General features: G+C 64.4%; 12 protein-coding genes and 1 pseudogene. 7 read left to right on the forward strand and 6 right to left on the reverse strand.

Features of this window, described 5'->3' with window-relative positions:
- Positions 1–7: 7 nt before the first annotated feature.
- Genes AAGW05_RS02840 through AAGW05_RS02855 form a run of 4 tightly spaced genes read right to left on the reverse strand, consistent with a single transcriptional unit; the run spans position 8 to position 4,602 of the window.
- Positions 8–1,471, reverse strand: coding sequence for a sulfatase-like hydrolase/transferase (locus AAGW05_RS02840; RefSeq protein ID WP_411802957.1), 1,464 nt, complete (start codon positions 1,469–1,471; stop codon positions 8–10).
- The gene (locus tag AAGW05_RS02845) at positions 1,468–2,385 is read right to left on the reverse strand and encodes a carbohydrate ABC transporter permease (protein WP_411802958.1); all 918 of its coding nucleotides are present in this window, start codon (positions 2,383–2,385) and stop codon (positions 1,468–1,470) included. The genes AAGW05_RS02840 and AAGW05_RS02845 overlap by 4 nt, the downstream gene beginning before the upstream one ends.
- Complete coding sequence (locus tag AAGW05_RS02850) at positions 2,382–3,284, reverse strand: carbohydrate ABC transporter permease (protein WP_411802959.1); 903 nt, start codon at positions 3,282–3,284, stop codon at positions 2,382–2,384. Before AAGW05_RS02850 ends, AAGW05_RS02845 begins: the two co-directional genes overlap by 4 nt.
- A complete protein-coding gene (locus tag AAGW05_RS02855; RefSeq protein ID WP_411802960.1) occupies positions 3,271–4,602 on the reverse strand; it encodes an extracellular solute-binding protein in 1,332 nt (443 codons plus the stop codon). The genes AAGW05_RS02850 and AAGW05_RS02855 overlap by 14 nt, the downstream gene beginning before the upstream one ends.
- A 171-nt stretch (positions 4,603–4,773) precedes the next feature.
- On the opposite strand from AAGW05_RS02855, the gene AAGW05_RS02860 reads away from it, so the two are divergent.
- The 7 genes and pseudogenes from AAGW05_RS02860 to AAGW05_RS02890 all read left to right on the forward strand — a co-directional run bounded on the left by AAGW05_RS02860 (position 4,774) and on the right by AAGW05_RS02890 (position 15,850).
- Positions 4,774–5,970 (forward strand): ROK family protein, encoded by a 1,197-nt coding sequence (locus AAGW05_RS02860; RefSeq protein ID WP_411802961.1) that lies wholly within the window; start codon positions 4,774–4,776, stop codon positions 5,968–5,970.
- 81 nt (positions 5,971–6,051) lie between these two features.
- Positions 6,052–7,884: an HSP90 family protein gene (locus AAGW05_RS02865; RefSeq protein WP_411802962.1), complete on the forward strand. Its 1,833-nt coding sequence runs from the start codon at positions 6,052–6,054 to the stop codon at positions 7,882–7,884.
- Positions 7,885–7,987: 103 nt separating this feature from the next.
- Positions 7,988–10,843, forward strand: a complete 2,856-nt coding sequence (locus tag AAGW05_RS02870; protein WP_411802963.1) for a hypothetical protein — start codon at positions 7,988–7,990, stop codon at positions 10,841–10,843.
- 50 nt (positions 10,844–10,893) lie between these two features.
- Positions 10,894–11,523: a CG0192-related protein gene (locus tag AAGW05_RS02875; RefSeq protein ID WP_411802964.1), complete on the forward strand. Its 630-nt coding sequence runs from the start codon at positions 10,894–10,896 to the stop codon at positions 11,521–11,523.
- Between the two features lie 501 nt (positions 11,524–12,024).
- Positions 12,025–12,675, forward strand: coding sequence for a TetR family transcriptional regulator (locus AAGW05_RS02880; RefSeq protein ID WP_411802965.1), 651 nt, complete (start codon positions 12,025–12,027; stop codon positions 12,673–12,675).
- A pseudogene (locus AAGW05_RS02885) lies at positions 12,672–13,579 on the forward strand (TIGR01777 family oxidoreductase). Before AAGW05_RS02880 ends, AAGW05_RS02885 begins: the two are co-directional and overlap by 4 nt.
- 240 nt (positions 13,580–13,819) lie before the next feature.
- Entirely contained in the window at positions 13,820–15,850 is a 2,031-nt protein-coding gene (locus AAGW05_RS02890) for a DUF5107 domain-containing protein (protein WP_411802966.1), read from the forward strand.
- On the opposite strand, the gene AAGW05_RS02895 is transcribed toward AAGW05_RS02890, so the two are convergent.
- Both AAGW05_RS02895 and AAGW05_RS02900 read right to left on the reverse strand, forming a co-directional pair.
- Complete coding sequence (locus tag AAGW05_RS02895; RefSeq protein WP_411802967.1) at positions 15,837–16,088, reverse strand: hypothetical protein; 252 nt, start codon at positions 16,086–16,088, stop codon at positions 15,837–15,839. The two genes, AAGW05_RS02890 and AAGW05_RS02895, sit on opposite strands and share 14 nt — an antisense overlap.
- Positions 16,085–16,756 (reverse strand): hypothetical protein, encoded by a 672-nt coding sequence (locus tag AAGW05_RS02900; RefSeq protein WP_411802968.1) that lies wholly within the window; start codon positions 16,754–16,756, stop codon positions 16,085–16,087. Before AAGW05_RS02900 ends, AAGW05_RS02895 begins: the two co-directional genes overlap by 4 nt.
- Between the last annotated feature and the right edge of the window lie 54 nt (positions 16,757–16,810).

A 16,810-nucleotide genomic window follows, 5' to 3' on the forward strand; every position in this document is an offset into this window, starting at 1 on the left:
GTAGGAATCAGGCGCCGGGCGCTGACGGCACACCTGGTTTCACGTACCGCTGGGAATCCTGTGCTGCGACCCAGACCGGGGAGGTTTGCCCCAGGCCCGTGACAGGCCGGTCAAAGGCGTCAAAGCGGGGCTCGGAGTGGGCTGCGAACCAGCCAAGCAATTGAGCATGGAGATCATCCCTGACGGCGGAGAATGCCGCGTTGTTGTACTCATTGCGTAGTTCCTGCGGGTCCGCCCGGAGGTCGTACAGCTCGCAGGGGGCATCGCCGTGGCGCAGCACAAACTTGTGCGTTGCCGTGCGGATCATCCGGGTGCCGCCATATTCGTCGAAGATGACAATGGCGTCCTTCCTCGCCGCATCGAGTTCCTGCGCCCCGCCCAGGAAACGCGGTGCGATGGACTCCCCGGCAATGAGCGGATCCACGGGTGCAGGGGCCCCTGCCAGTTCCAGTACCGTGGCATGGAGGGAAGCGGCCGTCGTGAGGGCATCATCCAGCCGCGGCGAGATGGTGCCGGGCCGGTTGATGATGAACGGCACGAGGATGGAGTCGTCCCAAACATTCAGGGGCACGGTTCCGTTGCCCTTGCCCCAAATGCCGTGGTGGCCGCAGCTGAAGCCGTTGTCAGAGGTGAAAATGACGTATGTGTCCTCCCTGATCCCGGCCTCCTCGAGGACGTTGAGCAATTGCCCCACGCCCCTGTCCACTGCCGTCAGGGCTGCGCAGAAGCCGGCAAGGTTTTCCCGCGGGCTGTCCATGGCCGCCGCAAGGTCACCGTGGTCCCAGTTGAACCAGTCGTGGGCGGGCAGCCGCGGGACGCTGGGGAACTCACAATCAGCGTAGAGGTCCACGTATTCCTGCGGATGGTTGCCGCCTGTCCACGGCGAATGCGGCGCCGTGTAGTGCACCTGTAGGTAAAAGGGGTCATCACCGTCTGCCAGCGTCGTGAGCATCCTTACGGCGTTCTCCGTGATGGCATGCGTGATGTAGCCGTTCTCGGTGCCCAGGACGCCGTCGGAAATGACGGGGGCGCCAAAATAATTGCCGCCGCCGTCCCTGTGGCTGTACCAATGGGTGAAGCCTGGCGCGGCGGCTCGGGCATCACCCAGATGCCACTTGCCCGCATGCGCACAGGTGTAACCGGCCCGGTGCAACAGCTCAGGGGTGGTCTCAAAGTCCTTCAGGTAGTGCACGCCCTCGGTGCTGACGCCGCTGTTTTCACTGCGCAGCCAGTCGTGGACACCGTGGGCCGAGGGCATTCTTCCCGTCACGAGCGAGGCACGGGCTGGTGAGCATACCGGTGAGGTGCAAAAGAAGCGTGTGAGCTCCAGACCCGATGCGCCCAGTTCGTCAAGGACGGGGGTGATCAGTTCGGGCATCGTGCGTCCCCTTGCCCAAGCGCCCTGGTCGTCGGTCATGATGACAACAAAGTTGGGACCCCTGCCGCGGCCATGGTTCACATCGGTGCTCATTTGTCCGCCCCTGCGACGATTCCGCTCTGGAAGTAGCGCTGGCCAAACAAGAACAGTACCACCACGGGAATGCTGATGATGAGCACGGCGGCCATGAGCAGGTTCCACTGGGTTGAGTCCTGTTGGAAGAACACCGTCAGGCCAAGCTGAAGGGTCTGCATGTCATTTGAGCGCGTCATGATCAGCGGCCACAGAAAGTCATTCCAGGCGCCTTGGAAGGCAAGCACGGCAACAACGGCCACGGCAGGGAAGGCGAGGGGTGTGTAAATCTGCCAGAAGATCCTATACTCACTTGCTCCGTCCAGCCTTGCCGCCTGGCCCAGCTCGTCGGGCAGGTCGATGTAGAACTGGCGCATGAGAAACACGCCAAGGGCACTCGCAAGATGGGGAACCATAAGGCCAAAATACGTGTTGAGGAGTCCGCCGCCGCCGGCACCGAAAATATCGTTGCCGCCAAGAAGGGGGAACTTGGTCAAGATGATGAACAAAGGAACCATGATGACTTCCGGCGGAACCACGAGCAGTGCAATGAGCCCGCCAAGAACCAGGCCGCGGCCGCGGAAGTTGATCCTTGCCAGTGCATAGCCTGCCATGCACGACAAGATGACCTGGCAGGCGGAGGAAACCACCGTGACAAGGGCAGAATTGGCGAAGTACAGGGCAAAATCGGCGCTTTGAAACGCCTTGACAAAGTTTTCTGGATGCAGCCCATCGGCGAACAAGGCGGCCCCGGATGCGGTGTTTGTGCCCAAGGCAACCCCCACAACGTAGAGCATGGGGACCAGGTACACGGCGCACACCAGCAGCGCAATGGCGTACAGGCGCGCCTTGCCCGGGCGGCGCCGTCGTGCCTTCCGAGGCTGGACCAATGCAGGCCCGTGCGTTGCAACGGGCTCGTCGAGAACAATGTTCATGGTGTCACCACTTCCTGTCGGGAGAACAGCTTCTGGCCCAGCTTCAGCAGCAGCGAGGCAATCACCACGGCAAGGAAAAGCATGACGGCGATGCTGCTCGCCGCACCGATGTTCAGCTCGGTAAACGCTGAATCGTACATGCGGTAGACCAGGGTGCGGGTTGCGTTGACAGGCCCTCCCTGAGTCATCACGTAGGACTGCGTGAACATTTGCATCGCGCCCAGGAACCACGTGACGAAGACGAACAGCAGCGTTGATTTCAGCTGCGGGATGGTCACCATGAAGAAGCGCTGGAAGGCATTGGCGCCGTCCATGTGCGCGGCTTCATTGATGGAGGTGGGGATGGCCTGGATGCCGGCGAGCAGGATGACCATGAAGTAGCCAAGGTTGCGCCACAGGCTCATGGCCATGATGGAGGGCATGGCCCACTGTTGATCCGTGAGGAAGTAGATCGTGTCGATGCCCAGGCCGTTGAGCACCACATTGATGGGCCCGATCGCCGGGTCAAACAGGAAGGTCCAGATCAGTGAGATGACAACATAGGAGGCCGCCTGCGGAATGTAGACGATGGTGCGCATGGCGGCACCGCCCTTGAGTGCCTGGCTGAACAGCATGGCGACCATGAGTGCCACGACTACGCCGATGACCACTTGGCCGAACGCGAAGTAGAACGTGTTCCCGGCAGCTTCCCAGAAGGCTGCGTCGCCGAAAAGCCTGCGGTAGTTCTCCAGGCCCACCCACTGGGGCGCGGTGATCATGTCGAACTTGGTCAGGCTGAAATAGCCGGCCACGATCAACGGGATGATGCTGATGAGCAGAATGGCTGCGACGGCCGGCGAGACCAGGACCACGCCGGCGCGCCGCATTTTCCGTTCCGCCAGTGAATTAGGCGACGCCATTAATTTCGTTCACCTTCTTATCGATTTCAGCCAGGGCCTCATCAGTGGTTGCCTGGCCGAGGACGGCCTTTTGCAGCACAATCTTGATGGCGGGTCCGATGGCAAGCATGTTGGGGCTCGTCGGCTGCGTGCGGACGTAATCGCCGGCCTTGCTGAAGCCTTCGGGAAGGCTCTTGAAGAACTCCGAATTGACGGCATCGCTGCGGGTGGGCAGCGCGCCAACGCGCTCATTGAGGGTTTCCATGGTGGTCGCGCTGGTGAGGATCTTGACCAGTTCCCAGGCCTCATCCTGGTGCTTGGTTCCTGCCGCAACGCCAAACTTGTTGACCCAAGCCGAGGAGACAGGCTTGCCCGCTGCCGTGGCCTTCAACGGCGGGCCCGCCACGATCTTCGGCGTCGGCTTCTGGGCAAAGTCCTTGGTGTTGCGGTACACGAGAAGGCCCGAGTATTCGGCGCTGGAGCGTCCGGCCGCGACGGCGCCCGCCCCGGTTCCGGTGAACACGTCGTTGAAATCCGAGAGCCCGTCCGTGTAGAAAGAGACCAGGTAGTCCAGCGCGTTTTTGCCGGCGTCGCTGGAGAAGCTGGCCTTGCCGCTGGCATCCCAATAGGAGCCGCCAGCCTGGAACATCAGCTGTGCGAATGACTGCTGGATGCCGATTGACTTGTCATTGAACCAGGAGAGGGGGCTCTTGGCGGGGCCGCCGTTCTTGGCTGAGAGCTTGATAGCCATGGCCTTATACTCGTCCCAGGTGGTGGGCAGGGAGTCCTCGGTGTAGCCGACCTTTTCCAGGTGGTCCATGCGGTAGCAGGCGGTGCGGATGTCTGCGGCGTAGGGGACGGCGTAGAGCTTGTCCTCGTAGCGGGCATCGGTGAGCATGTTGGGGTTGAACGCGGCGTTCTCATCCCAGGCGGCAAACTTTTCATCAAGGGGCAGCAGTGCCTTCTTGGAGGCCAGCGGTGCAGTCCAAATGCCGCCCAGCGTGACGACGTCGGCCAGGGAACCGCTCGCCGCGGCCGTCACCATCTTCTGGAACCCCGAGGCCCAATCGGAGGTGCGCAGCTCAAGGCCGAACCCAGTCTTTGCCTTGAATTGTTCCGCGACGGTGGTCTTGAGGAATTCAATGGTTTTCTCATCCGCTCCCAGCAACTGCAGCGAGAGGGTCTTGCTTGCGCCGCCGGCCCCACCCACGGCGGAATTGGTACCCGTGCCACAAGCCGCCAGGGTGGCGAGCGCCCCAAAGCCGGCTGCGAGCGTGCCAGCCCGCAAGATGGTGCGGCGGGATGGAAGATGTGAATTTGTGTGCGCTACATTGGGCATTTCTCTTCGCTTTCATAAAGGAATCGGCTCGGGTGATGGGCTGGGTGCAACATGCTCGCCATCATGTTGGTAACATGATGTTACTAAGGTTGCTGTGTCTTAGGCCACTATGTCAAGGGTGGGCGGTAATCTTGGAATTGAACCAGTCAATGGGCTTACTGAACGGTAATAATGACAACTTCCATGACCCAGGGCGATGTAAAGCGCCACAACCAGGTCCGGGTGCTCCGAGCCGTCAGGGATCGCAGCGGCATCTCCCGGGCACAGCTCGCCGAGGCGTTGGGGTTGACGAAGGTGGGGGTGTCCCGCCCTGTCATGGAACTCTTGGCCGCCGGGATCATCGTGGAGGAGCAAACCAGCCATTCAGGTCCGGGGCGACGCCCCATCGGACTGCAATTGGCCGCCGGGAAACTTGCGTCGCTGGGGTTTGACATCCGCGTTGACAGGGCCATTGAGATCCTGCGTGACGTGGATGGGGCTGTTGTTTCACGCAGGGTCATAGAGCTGCCGGCAGGCGTCAGCGCACCTGCGCTGCTGGCCGTTCTGGCCCAGCGGATCAGTGCCGCCGCGGAACTGCCGAACTACAGCATTGTCGGTGTTGGTGCGGCGCTCCCGGCAGAACTAGACCATTCCCTGCGCGGCGTGAGGCTCTCTCTGCCGATGGGTTGGGGGGAGGTGTCCTTTTGCGATGAGCTGGAAGCGATGACCGGGAACAAATTCCGGGTGCGCCTGGCCGATATTTCAGGTGCGGCAGCCTTGGCCAACAGCCGGCTGGACCTGCCGAACCTGGCCCACCTGCAAATTGGCTACGGTGCGGGGCTCTCGTACATCAGGGCAGGGTCGCTGGGCAGTCTTGGCGTGGTGGGGGAGTTCGGTCACATGCCAATGCTTGCCGACGGACCCGCCTGCCTGTGCGGCCGCCGCGGCTGCCTCGATGCGGTAGCCGGATTCCAGGTCCTGGTCGACGGCGCAAGGGGCTTGGGCATTGACTACGCCAACGTCCCCGGTGGCATGGATGACCTCGGCGCCAGGTTGGCGGCGGCGGCCGACGGCGGCAATGCCCAGGTCACCGCCCTGATCGAGGGAGTCGCCACGTGGCTGGCCAGGGTGGTGGCGGCCGTCATCACCGTCAGGCCCGCGGCGTCCATGACAGTCGGCGGCTATCCATTGGCCCTCGGAGACGCTTTCTGGGTGCCCTTCATTGCCGGGCTTGAACAGCTGAACCCCCGCGCGGCCGCGCTGATGGTCAAATCCCCCCTCGGCGACGAGGCTTCCACAGTGGGGGTCGGGCTGCTGGGGGCCGAGGTCCTTTTTGAAGATCCGCTGGGATGGAAAGCGGCGCACACCTTCCTTGCGCAGTCCGGTTGAGAGCCGGCTGCGCCCTGACGCCTGCCGTGAGGACTCTTTGAGGCGGCGGCCATATTGGAGCCTGCCGATAGAATTGGGTGCATGAGTTCCGCTGTGGGGTCCGCGACCCGTCCGTTCCAAGTTGACCTGCACGGCGTTGTCGACCTGCTGAGCCGGCACATTTATTCGGGCCCGCAGGTTTACCTGCGCGAACTGATCCAGAACGGGCGCGACGCCATTGCAACCAGGCGTGCAGCCGAGGGGAAAAGCGGCCGTTGGGAGATCCGCATCTTCCCGTCGACGCCGGCGAACCCGGAATTCCGGCTCGAGGACGACGGCATTGGCCTCAACGCCGACGAGGTCGCCCAGCTGCTGGCCACCGTGGGTCGGAGCTCCAAGCGTGACATTTTTGACCTGCCGCGGCAGGACCTGCTGGGGCAGTTCGGCATTGGCCTGTTGTCCTGCTTCATGGTGGCCGATGAAATCGAGGTCGTCTCGCGCAAGGCCGGCGAGAGCGCAGTGCAGTGGGTGGGGTCCGCTGCGGGAACGTTCACGGTGACGGTGCTCGAGGACCTCGACCTTCCCGTGGGGACGAGTGTGCGCCTGCGCCCGCGCGGCGACGAAGCCGAACTGTGCAGCCACAAAAAGGTGACCGAACTGGCCATCCGGCATGCCGGCTACCTGCCCGTCCCCATCCTCATCGCCAATGATTCAGGCGGCTTCGACACGATCAACCGCGCCCCGGTGTTCGCTCTCACCGGAGATGACCGCAGGGACGCGCGCAGTGAAATTGTGGAGCTCGGCACGACGCTGATCGGTGCGCGGCCGTTTGCCGCCGTCGAGCTGGGCGGGCCGTCAACAGGCACACGCGGCACGGCCTACATCCTGCCGTTTGCCCCGCCGCCGTCATCCAGGGCCGCCCACTCGGTGTACTTGGGCGGCATGCTCGTTGATGACAGGAACCAGGACCTGCTGCCGGAATGGGCGTTCTTTGCCCGGGCCGTGGTCGATTCCACCGGGCTCAAGCCCACGGCCTCACGCGAGTCGCTTGTCGCCGACGAATCGCTGGCGGCAACCCGTGAGGAGCTGGGTGCTGCGCTGCGAGCCTGGATCATCCGGATGGCGGCCGGCCAGCCGCACAAACTCGCGGAATTTGTATCCATCCACCATTTGGGGCTGAAGTCCCTGGTGGCCCACGACGACGAACTGGCCGCGTTCCTGACCCGCTGGCTGAGCGTTGAGACGACCGCCGGACGGATGAGCATCCAGGACCTGGTGGCCAGCCAGAAACACATCCGCTACACCGAGTCGCTCGAGGAATTCCGCCAGATCGCCGCCATTGTGCCCGTCGAGGCTCCCGTGGTCAACGGCGGCTACGTGTACGACGCGGACATCATCCGGCGCCTGCCCTTCCTTTTTGACGGCACGAGCGTGGAGAAGGTGGAGCTGGCATCGCTGCTTGACTCCCTCGCCGTGCCTGCGCTGACCGAACGTGCCGCCGTGCTGGAGTTTGAACAGCGGGCCACTGCCGTGCTGAAGGCCTTCGACATCCAGGTCACCGTGCGCAGTTTTGCGCCGGGCGACGTCGCGGCGTTGTACCTGGCCGACGACTCCGTCCTGCGCGGCATGCAACGCAGTTCCGCACGCCGGGTGGCAAGTTCCTTGTGGAGCGGTGTTCTGGCAAAGGCTGAAAAGTCCTTGGCAGCGGCCGCGGAGCTCAACAACGCGCTGGCCAAGGCCACAGTGTGCGTGAATTGGGAGAACCCGCTGGTCCGTACCCTGGCCCACAGTTCGGATGATGCGGTGTTCAACCGGACGATCAGGCTGCTGTACGTGCAGGCGATGCTGGCAGCCCACCTGCCGCTCGGTGTCGCCCAGCGCAGCCTGCTCACCGAGTCCTTGGGCGATCTCGTGCAATTGAGCCTCACCCACTAATCCACTGTCAACGCATGTCCTGGCCGGCAGGTTTCGGCAAGGCTGTGCCGCCGCACGTCGATGGGGCCCGCGGCAATGCCCACCCACCTTGAGGGAGCAACGAATGAATACCACCGACGAACTTGAAGACCTGATTGATGAAGCCCTGGATGCCATGTGGGGGCCCAGGCTTGCCGCCCACCTGGACAAGGCGCTGGCCCTGGCCATCGAGCAGGGAGATGAGCCCGGCGAATACCGGGTGCGGCTGCTCATCGGCAACAACGCCCAGATGTCCGGCGACACCGACAAGCTCCTCTCCAACTTCGCCTGGTGCCTTGCCAGGCACGACGGCGATCCCGTCAGGTTCCCCATTGAACCGGATGAGGGCAGTGACCTCATGTGGCAGTTCAAGTGGATGGCGGAGGTCCTCGGGGCTGACCCGCAGTTCTCCACGGAACAGATCCATGGCGTCCTTGACGACATGGAGGGACATTACCTTCGTGCCAACCTTGGCCTGTCGGGAGTGGCCATGGCGCGCTTTGAATCGGCATTCCAAAACGGCCATGTCGATGAGGCACGCGCCGCCTACGCCAGGCTCGCGTCCATTGAACGTGACGAACATTCCCACTGTGACGCCTGTGTCCGCTCGGTGTCCATGGGCTACCACTTCAGCACCGGGGACACGCAGCAGGGCATCAAGGAATTTGGCGAGATCATGGACGGTGGATTCACCTGCGGCGAAGAACCAGAAAATGCCATGTCCTTGGCACTCGTGCCGCTGCTGCGCGCCGGCGGGTCTGACAACCTGGCATCGATGCATATGCGCAGCTACCGTGAGGCCCGGGGCAATGCCGACAACATCGGAATCATTGCCAACCACATCGCCTTCTGCGCCATCACCGGCAATCCGGCCAGGGGACTGTCCCTCGCCGAACGCCATCTGGCCTGGCTCGCCCACGATCCGCTGTCCCACCGCAGCCACTTGAACTTCCTGTCCGCACTGGGGCTCCTGCTGGAAAAGGCCATTGCGGCCGGGCACGGCACGGTGCCTGTCCGCGGTTCAGACAGCGCCATGCTCAACCAGTTCTTCGGCCGCCGGGACGGCGTGTTGAGCGCAGCCGAGCTGGCACCCCTGTGTTGGGCGGCATCTGACGCCCTGGCTGCGGACTTTGATGCCCGCAACGGCAATGGTTGGCATGCCCAGCTCGTGGCCGACCGCCGGAAGATGGTCGGGGAATCCCATGACCTTCCGCTGGGCGCCGAGGCCTTCAACAGCGTCACACCCAGGGTTGTTGCCGAACCTGACACCAGTGATGGGTGGCATCTGCGGACGCTGGACCTTGCCGCCGTCGGCCAGTACGACGCCGCACTGGCAGCCTGCGCGAACGGCGTCCGGCTTGGCCCGGATCCCCGTGGGCTGGCTGCCCTCCACCATGCAGCCATCAGGATCCATGCCCAGATGCCTGGTGAGGAGCATGCAGCCGCACTCCGTGGAGCCGTGGGATCGCGCGCCGCCGCGCAGCGGGACGCAGGCGATGAGGCACTGGCCGGGTTGACGGAACGCACCTGCGAGCTGCTGGCCGGACCTGAGGACGCCGAAAACAACGCCGAAAAGCTGGCGCTCATCAGCCGCGAACTGCAGGCAATGGAGTCGCATCCCGAGGCGCTCTACATCCTCAACGCCGAACGAGCCCACATCCTGATGCTCAACGGGGACCATGGCCAGGCACGATCCGCCCTTGAAGCCATGGGTGCGGCCATCGCTGCGTGGGAAACCGGCGACGCTCCGCAGGCAACACTGCGCAGGGCGCACGCCGTGCATTCGTCCCTGATGTTCAGGTTGTGCTCCGAGGAGGACGACGTCGACGGCGCCATGGCATGGGTCGAGAAGAACCTGGAGCTGGAGACGTCGGACGCGCACAGGGCCGCAGCCCTTGACCTGCGCTCACGGCTGCGGGCGCAGCGCGGCGAACTGGCGCAGGCCCTCGCCGACGCGGAAGCGGCCACCGACTACCTTCTTGGACTTGGGGCACGTGAGGGCGTGGCTAGGGCGGCCCAGCTTTCGGCAGCCATTTTGCAGGAGATGGGGCGCACCGAGGAAGCCCGTGCGCGGCTGCGCTTTGGCATCCAGCAGGCGCAGATGGCCGAATCGCCCATGGTCGTGGCCCTGGCCTACGCCCTGGCACAGGACGTGCTGGAACACGGATCTCCCGACGAAGCCATCGAACTGCTGGATGAGGCGGTCGGCAACGCCTCCATTGAGATTGGAGATCATGACAGGGGCGAGCTCTACGAACTCATGGGCGCCGCGATGCGCACCGCCGGTGAGCCAGGTGGCGCCCTGAGTGCCTGGACCCTTGGAATTGAGTCATTTGAGGCCAACGGTGAACCTGTCCGCGCAGCCCAGTTGCATCTGGCGGCCAGCTCCACGTACCAGGAGGCCGGGTACCTTGAACCGGCCGCCGGGGAGGCCCGGACGGCCCTGGAGGTGCTGCTGGCGGCCGCGGATTCGGGGGAGCACGACGTCGATCCGCGGTCAGTTGTCGCCGCCCGCATGCAGTTGGCCGAGGCGATGAGCCTTGGCGGGGTCGACGGCGCACATGAAGCCATCGCTGCGGCCGCTGCCCTGGCGCGGGAGGCCGACTCGGCGCACCAGGAGGCAGAAATCCAGCTCATCAATGCCCGCCATCTGTTCCGCAGCGGCGACGTTGACGCCGCGGTGGCCTCGGCGCTGCAGGGGTCCAGCACCTTTGAACGGGTCCAGGGAGCGGAACAGCAAACCGTGTGGGCGCTGCTGCAGGCGGCCCACCTGCTTGACAACGCCAAGCGGCACGACGATGCCGTGGCGCTGTACAAGCAGGTTCTCGACGCGCTCGCAGGGGACCGGCAGGGGCAGGAAACCGTCAGGTACCAGCTGGCTGACTGCCTCGAGGCAGGCGGTCGGGGAGCGGAAGCGGCGGCTGTCCGTGCGGACGCCTAAACGCTCAGCCGGCGGCCCCACGGGCAGCGGTCGCCTCTAGACTGGGTGCCATGGCTATTGTTTATGCTGCGCAGCTGCGCCCCTCCAAGATGGAACTTCTCGCCGCCTGGCTGCCGCAGCAGCCGTGGTTTGCTGCGGATGCGGCCCAGCTTGTCAGCCTTGGCTCCTTCCGTTTCGATGATCCGGACGGCGAGGTGGGCGTTGAAAGTCATTTTCTGAGCGCAGGACAGCATGTTTTCCATGTCCCGTTGACGTACCGCGGCACACCCCTGGAAGGTGCTGAAGCGTTCCTTGTAGGCACCATGGAACACTCGGTTCTCGGGCACCGCTGGGTTTATGACGCCACGGGCGATCCCGTATACGCCGCGACGCTCTCGGCTGCAATATTTACCGGCAAGCCCCAGGCGGTGCAGTTGCGGGAGGTCGACGGCGTGAGAACCGTTTTGTCCGAAACAGCCACTATCGCAGCCACGGGGGTCCTGCTGGGGAGTGCTCCGGCGCTTTCTTTCCTGGTGCCGGTGGCGACAGGCAGCGTGACCACCATCAGCTGCGGTGGCGTTGAACTGTGCGTGCTGCACGTGCTCGATCCGGGCATCGGGCCAGACACCGGACACGGTTTGACTGGTGTCTGGGACGGCCAGGATTCTCCGGTCCTGTTTGCCACAGCCACGGCAGCCTGAGGTCTTCCCGTTTTAAGAAGTACCATTTTCAGAACCCGTCGGCAGGCCATCTCTGCCGAGGCATCCAGGCAGCCGCATTTTTTGTTGCCGCCAACCTCTGGCAGGTACCTTGCCGGGGCAGTGCGCTGGCTCTAGCCCTGCCTGGACGGGTATAGAAGACTGGAATTGCAGGCGCCGGATCCGTGGCAACCCGACTGGAGTCCCTGTACACGGATCTTCAGCTGAACCCTGAACTTTCCTTTGGCGAACACCGCACAGCTGTGGTGGGCATCCTGCGCAACGGCAACCGCGACGCGCCCGTTGTCATGGCGCGGCCCACTGAGCCCGCCACGCTGGTCAGTTTCATCGGCAAGACGTTGGTGGGTGCTCAGTTCGTCATTCATGGCCCCCGCATGCAACACCAGCCTGACAGCCAGCCTCGGGCCAGTCGGTACAGATTGGATTACATGGGCCATGTCGTGCTTTACTCATATTTGAACACGTTCAAAAGATGGGGAGACAGTGGACGGCAAGAGCGCACAAACCAGGTCTTTGGTGCTGGCGACAGCCCTGGAAATGTTCCGCAGCAAGGGCTTCACCAAGACCACCATGCGCGGCATTGCCACGGCGGCAGGTATCTCACTAGGCAGCGCCTACTATTACTTCGCCTCCAAGGATGAGCTCGTCCTTGAGCTCTACCGCGAGTCCGTAGCCGAGCAGCGGGTGGCCGCAACGGCAGCCCTGGCCGACAGGGAAGGCCTGGCGGACAGGCTCAAGGCCGCACTCCACGCAGGGATCGACGCGCTCGCCCCGTACCACGGCTTCGGTGGCGCCTTCATCGGAAGTGCCCTGCCGCCGGAATCGGCCGTCAACCCGTTTGGTGGCGCATCCAGCGAAGCGCGGGAGGACGCCGTCGGAATTTTCAGTGACGTCATTGAAGGCACCAAGGTCCCGCAGTTCCTCCGCGCGCAGTTACCCGAACTGCTGTGGCTGGCCTACATGGGCGTCGTGCTGTTTTGGGTGTACGACCGCTCCGAGAACCAGCGCCGCACACGCACACTGATCGACGGGGCCGCGCCACTGCTCGCCAAGCTGGTGTCGTTCTCGCGCCTGCCCGTGGTGAAACCGCTCGTGGAGGAAGCCCTGGCGTTGAAGGCCCGGGTGCAGTCATGAAAACCGTCGTGATCGCCGGCGCCTCCGGATTCATCGGCACCCATTTCCGCCGCCAGTTCGCCGCTGCCGGGTGGCAGGTGCGCACGGTAGGCCGCAGGGCCGAGGCCAATGACGCCGTGTGGGGTGACACGGCCTCCATCACCGCCCTCCTCGACGGCGCGGATTTGCTCCTCAACCTCGCCGGAAAGTCGGTCTCGTGCCGCTACACCCCTGCGAACAGGGCAGAGATCCACCGCTCCCGACGTGAGACAACCGCCGAACTCGGCCGCGCCGTCGCCGCCTGCGCCCGCCCGCCGCGGGACTGGTTCAATGCCAGCACCGGAACCATCTACCGCGATGCCCGGGACCGCCCCCAAGACGAGTACGACGGCGACCTTGGCTCCGGCTTCTCCGTCGAGGTGGCGCGGGGCTGGGAGGAGACGCTCGCAGCCGCAGAGACACCTGGCACGCGCCGGATCCCGCTGCGCATCACCATCGCCATGGGGCCAGGAGGCGGCGTCATGGGCCCGTTCAACAACCTGGCCCGTTGGGGGTTGGGCGGACGCATGGGCGACGGCGGGCAAAAATTCAGCTGGATCCACATCGATGACCTCTTCCGGGCGGTCCTGTTCCTCCATGAACATCCCGAGATCACCGGCCCGTCAATATCGCCGCCCCGGACGTGGTGACGAATACGGCCCTGATGGCGGCTGTACGCCGCAGGAATCGAGTACCGCTGGGACTGCCCACTCCGGCCTGGCTGCTGCGGATGGGTGCCGTGCTCATCGGCACGGAGACCGAACTGGTGCTCAAGAGCCGTTGGGTGGTGTCACGAAAACTTCATGACGCCGGGTTTGTGTTCAAACACCCCGAGCTGGCCGGCGCGCTCGCAGACATCGCGGGCGGTGGGGGAGCCATCCGATAGGCTCACGCGGGGGCACAGGCAGCACAGGAGGGTCCCGAGGCTGAGCAGGAGCCGTCTCCGGATGGGGCGGAATCCGCGAAGCAGCACCCAACCCGCGAAAGGCACCACAAGAATCACCGTTTTCGCGGGTTGGCCCAGCCCTCTCGGAAGGGGGCGGAGGGGGAGTCATCCGATAGGCTCACAAGAACCATGGTCCGCCACTGATCCGTGACCACCCCATGATTGCGATTGGAATCCGACATGCCCACCGCCTCGACCTTAACAACCACCACCCGGACCATCGAATTGGCCGAACTCGGCGGGGACTCGCCCCTTCCCTCGGTGCAGCCCCTTTTGGAGCCGCCGTACACGGTGGGGGAAGGCATCCCGGAGGAGATCGCCCAAGGCGTGCGGTGGGGCAAGGTGAGGAACATCTACCCGTATCCGCTGCAGGAGAACTACACGCGCGAGACAAGCGCAACGCAGCTGACCGCCGTCGTGCTTGAGAATACCTATGTAAAGGCGACCTTCCTGCCCCAGCTTGGCGGGCGGCTGTGGGAGTTGGTGGACAAGGCCAGCGGCAAGAACCTCCTCCACACACAGGAGCGGATCCAATTCGCCAACCTGGCCCTGCGCAATGCGTGGTTTGCCGGCGGGATTGAATACAACATCGGCACGCGCGGGCATTCACCCACCACCTGCATCCCGCTGCACGCGGCCACGGTGCGCACGCCCGGGGGGCAGGAGGTGCTGCGCATGTGGGAGTTCGACCGCCTGCGCGAGGTGGTGTTCCAGATTGACGCGTGGCTGCCGGCCGACTCCAAGGTGGTGCTGGTTGCCGTGCGCATCCGCAACCCCAACGACAAGACCGTGCCCATGTACTGGTGGACGAACGCCGCCGTCCCGCAGTCGCCCGGGACCCGCGTGATTGCTCCGGCGTCGCACGCCTACGCCACCGACTACGACGGTTCCATGACGCGGGCGAACCCCACCGATTTCCATGGCGCCGATGCCACCTGGCCGGTACGGAACAAGCAGGCGGCCGACTTTTTCTTCGACATCGCCCCGGCCGAACGCCGCTGGGAAGTGGCTGCCGACGCCGACGGCGACGGGCTGGCGCTGGTTTCCTCCGCGCAACTGCGGGGCCGCAAGCTGTTCGTCTGGGGCGAAGGCACCGGCGGGCACCGCTGGCAGGAATGGCTCACGCCTTCTGGCGCAGGGGGACCGCGCCACTACGCCGAAATCCAGGCAGGGCTCGCCCAGACCCAGTTTGAACACGTGCCCATGCCGGCAGGTGCCAGCTGGCAGTGGGTCGAGGCGTACGGCAACCCCGCGCTGGATCCAGCGCTCGCCGCCGGTGCATGGGACGCCGCGGTGGCCCACAGTGCCGGTCGCGTTGAGGCACTTGTTTCGGAACGGGCCATTGCCGATGCCCTGTCCGACGCCGGAGCCTGGGCCGATCTGCCGCCGTCGGAAGTGCTCGTCGCCGGCAACGGCTGGGGTGCCTTGGAAGCGGCGCGCCGTCGGCAGGGGCAGATGGGCTGGATCGACGAGACCGGCACGCCCTTTGGTGCCGAAACGATCACGGCCGATCAGGCGCCGTGGCTGGAACTGCTCAACGCCAATGAGGGAATTGTTGAAAAGCCCTTCGAGGCGTCGGCTGCCGAGGTGCCCAACCAGCCGTTTGGCGGCGCTGCTTCCTTTGTGCGCGGCCTGGACTGGGAGGACCTGCTCACGGCAGGGCGGAACATGAGCGCAGAAGCCGCCTTCCACCACGCCGTCATGGTTCATGCCAGGGCATCAGAGGGTGCAGGAGACGCATTGGTTGTGGCTTCCCTGTACCGGCAGGTGCTTGAAGATTCCTTCGCGGCAGGACCGGAGTTGAGCACGCGAAGCCGGAGCTTGGCGCACCGCGGCCTGGGGCTTGCCTTGATCGCTGCCGGGGACGATGCGGGAGGTTTGGCAGAAATGGCGGTTGCCTGTGCAGTTGAGCCGGGCAACCGCAACGTGTTGGTGGAGGCGATGACGTTGGCGCTGGACAACGGCCAGTCCGCCCTGGCGTTGGAAGTGCTGTCCGGGGCTGCGGAATCACACAAATCGCTGGGCCGTGTGCGTTACCTGCAGGCACGCGCCCTGGCCGATGGGGGCGAGACGGCTGCCGCGGAGGCCATCCTCAAGGAGGGTGTTGAAGTGCCGGATCTGCGTGAAGGTGTCAACTCGCTATCGGAGCTGTGGCAAAGGGTCTGCCCGGGAGAACCCATCCCTGCCGAATACCAATTCAGCATGCACTGATCCAGGCCCCCGGCGGCAGGGCTTGTGCGCAGATCAGGGTCAGGCCCAGGTCCCTGACCTTGCCCAGCAGCCCATGGAGGGCAGCCTGGTCCGGGACCGGGCCGGTCAAGGTGGTGGTGCCATCGTTTTCGAGGGTCAGCTCCATGCCATCAAACCAGGAAGACCAGCTGGCATCGAGGTGCCCAAGGACCCGCAACCGGTAGGCTGTGGGTCCTGGGCGAGTACCGCCGTCGTTCATGGCTGTCCGATCCTCACCGTCGGCCGGGAACCCACGGCGGCGGCGCGCTGTCCGCGCCACAACGACACGCCCAGGCCGATCATGGCGACACCCAGGGGCAGGGCAAACAACCTTTCGTTGATGAACGGGAGCAGCGGGATGGCTGCGGTGGCAAGTGCTCCCAGGCTCAGCAGTGCTGCGGCCCACCGGGAGAGGACCTTGGCGCGAAAAACTGCAATGCCGAAGATGAGGCCGCCGGTCAGGTAGGAGATGCCGGAGAAGGTGACCAAGCCCGCCAGCATACCGATGTCGCCGGCTGCCTTCGCGCCCGTGGCCACGGCAAGGACGTCGTTGACATAGCCCGGTGCGCTGGCGGCAAGCGTCGGCAAGACCACCGCGCCCATGACTTCAATGCACATCATGGCCAGGTAGCCGGCGCCGAAGATCACATACCCGAGCAGTCCCAGCACACCGATCTTGCGTACCTGGGAGAGGTAGATTCCGGTGATGCCGATCAGTGACAACACGGCCATCACCAGCTTCAGGGACTGACGGAAAAGGTACTCACCCGTGACGGCAAAGTTCGCGTCCAGGTGGGGGTGGTTGATCTGGACGCCGATGAACAATATACCCGCGGCGACGGCGCACAGGCCTGCCGCTGCGGACAACTTGGTGGTGGTGATGGACATGATGGCTCCTGGTGTCTTGGTCCCTTGGCGGGTGCCTGGGGGATAACTCCAAGA

It is taken from the genome of Arthrobacter sp. LAPM80, assembly GCF_046736435.1.
Lineage (GTDB): Bacteria > Actinomycetota > Actinomycetes > Actinomycetales > Micrococcaceae > Specibacter.

Bases quoted from the DNA above. Each gene is read 5' to 3' on its own strand.
- AAGW05_RS02840 (WP_411802957.1), bottom strand. From the start codon at position 1,471: ATGAGCACCGATGTGAACCATGGCCGCGGCAGGGGTCCCAACTTTGTT.
- AAGW05_RS02845 (WP_411802958.1), bottom strand. From the start codon at position 2,385: ATGAACATTGTTCTCGACGAGCCCGTTGCAACGCACGGGCCTGCATTG.
- AAGW05_RS02850 (WP_411802959.1), bottom strand. From the start codon at position 3,284: ATGGCGTCGCCTAATTCACTGGCGGAACGGAAAATGCGGCGCGCCGGC.
- AAGW05_RS02855 (WP_411802960.1), bottom strand. From the start codon at position 4,602: ATGCCCAATGTAGCGCACACAAATTCACATCTTCCATCCCGCCGCACC.
- AAGW05_RS02860 (WP_411802961.1), top strand. From the start codon at position 4,774: ATGACAACTTCCATGACCCAGGGCGATGTAAAGCGCCACAACCAGGTC.
- AAGW05_RS02865 (WP_411802962.1), top strand. From the start codon at position 6,052: ATGAGTTCCGCTGTGGGGTCCGCGACCCGTCCGTTCCAAGTTGACCTG.
- AAGW05_RS02870 (WP_411802963.1), top strand. From the start codon at position 7,988: ATGAATACCACCGACGAACTTGAAGACCTGATTGATGAAGCCCTGGAT.
- AAGW05_RS02875 (WP_411802964.1), top strand. From the start codon at position 10,894: ATGGCTATTGTTTATGCTGCGCAGCTGCGCCCCTCCAAGATGGAACTT.
- AAGW05_RS02890 (WP_411802966.1), top strand. From the start codon at position 13,820: ATGCCCACCGCCTCGACCTTAACAACCACCACCCGGACCATCGAATTG.
- AAGW05_RS02895 (WP_411802967.1), bottom strand. From the start codon at position 16,088: ATGAACGACGGCGGTACTCGCCCAGGACCCACAGCCTACCGGTTGCGG.
- AAGW05_RS02900 (WP_411802968.1), bottom strand. From the start codon at position 16,756: ATGTCCATCACCACCACCAAGTTGTCCGCAGCGGCAGGCCTGTGCGCC.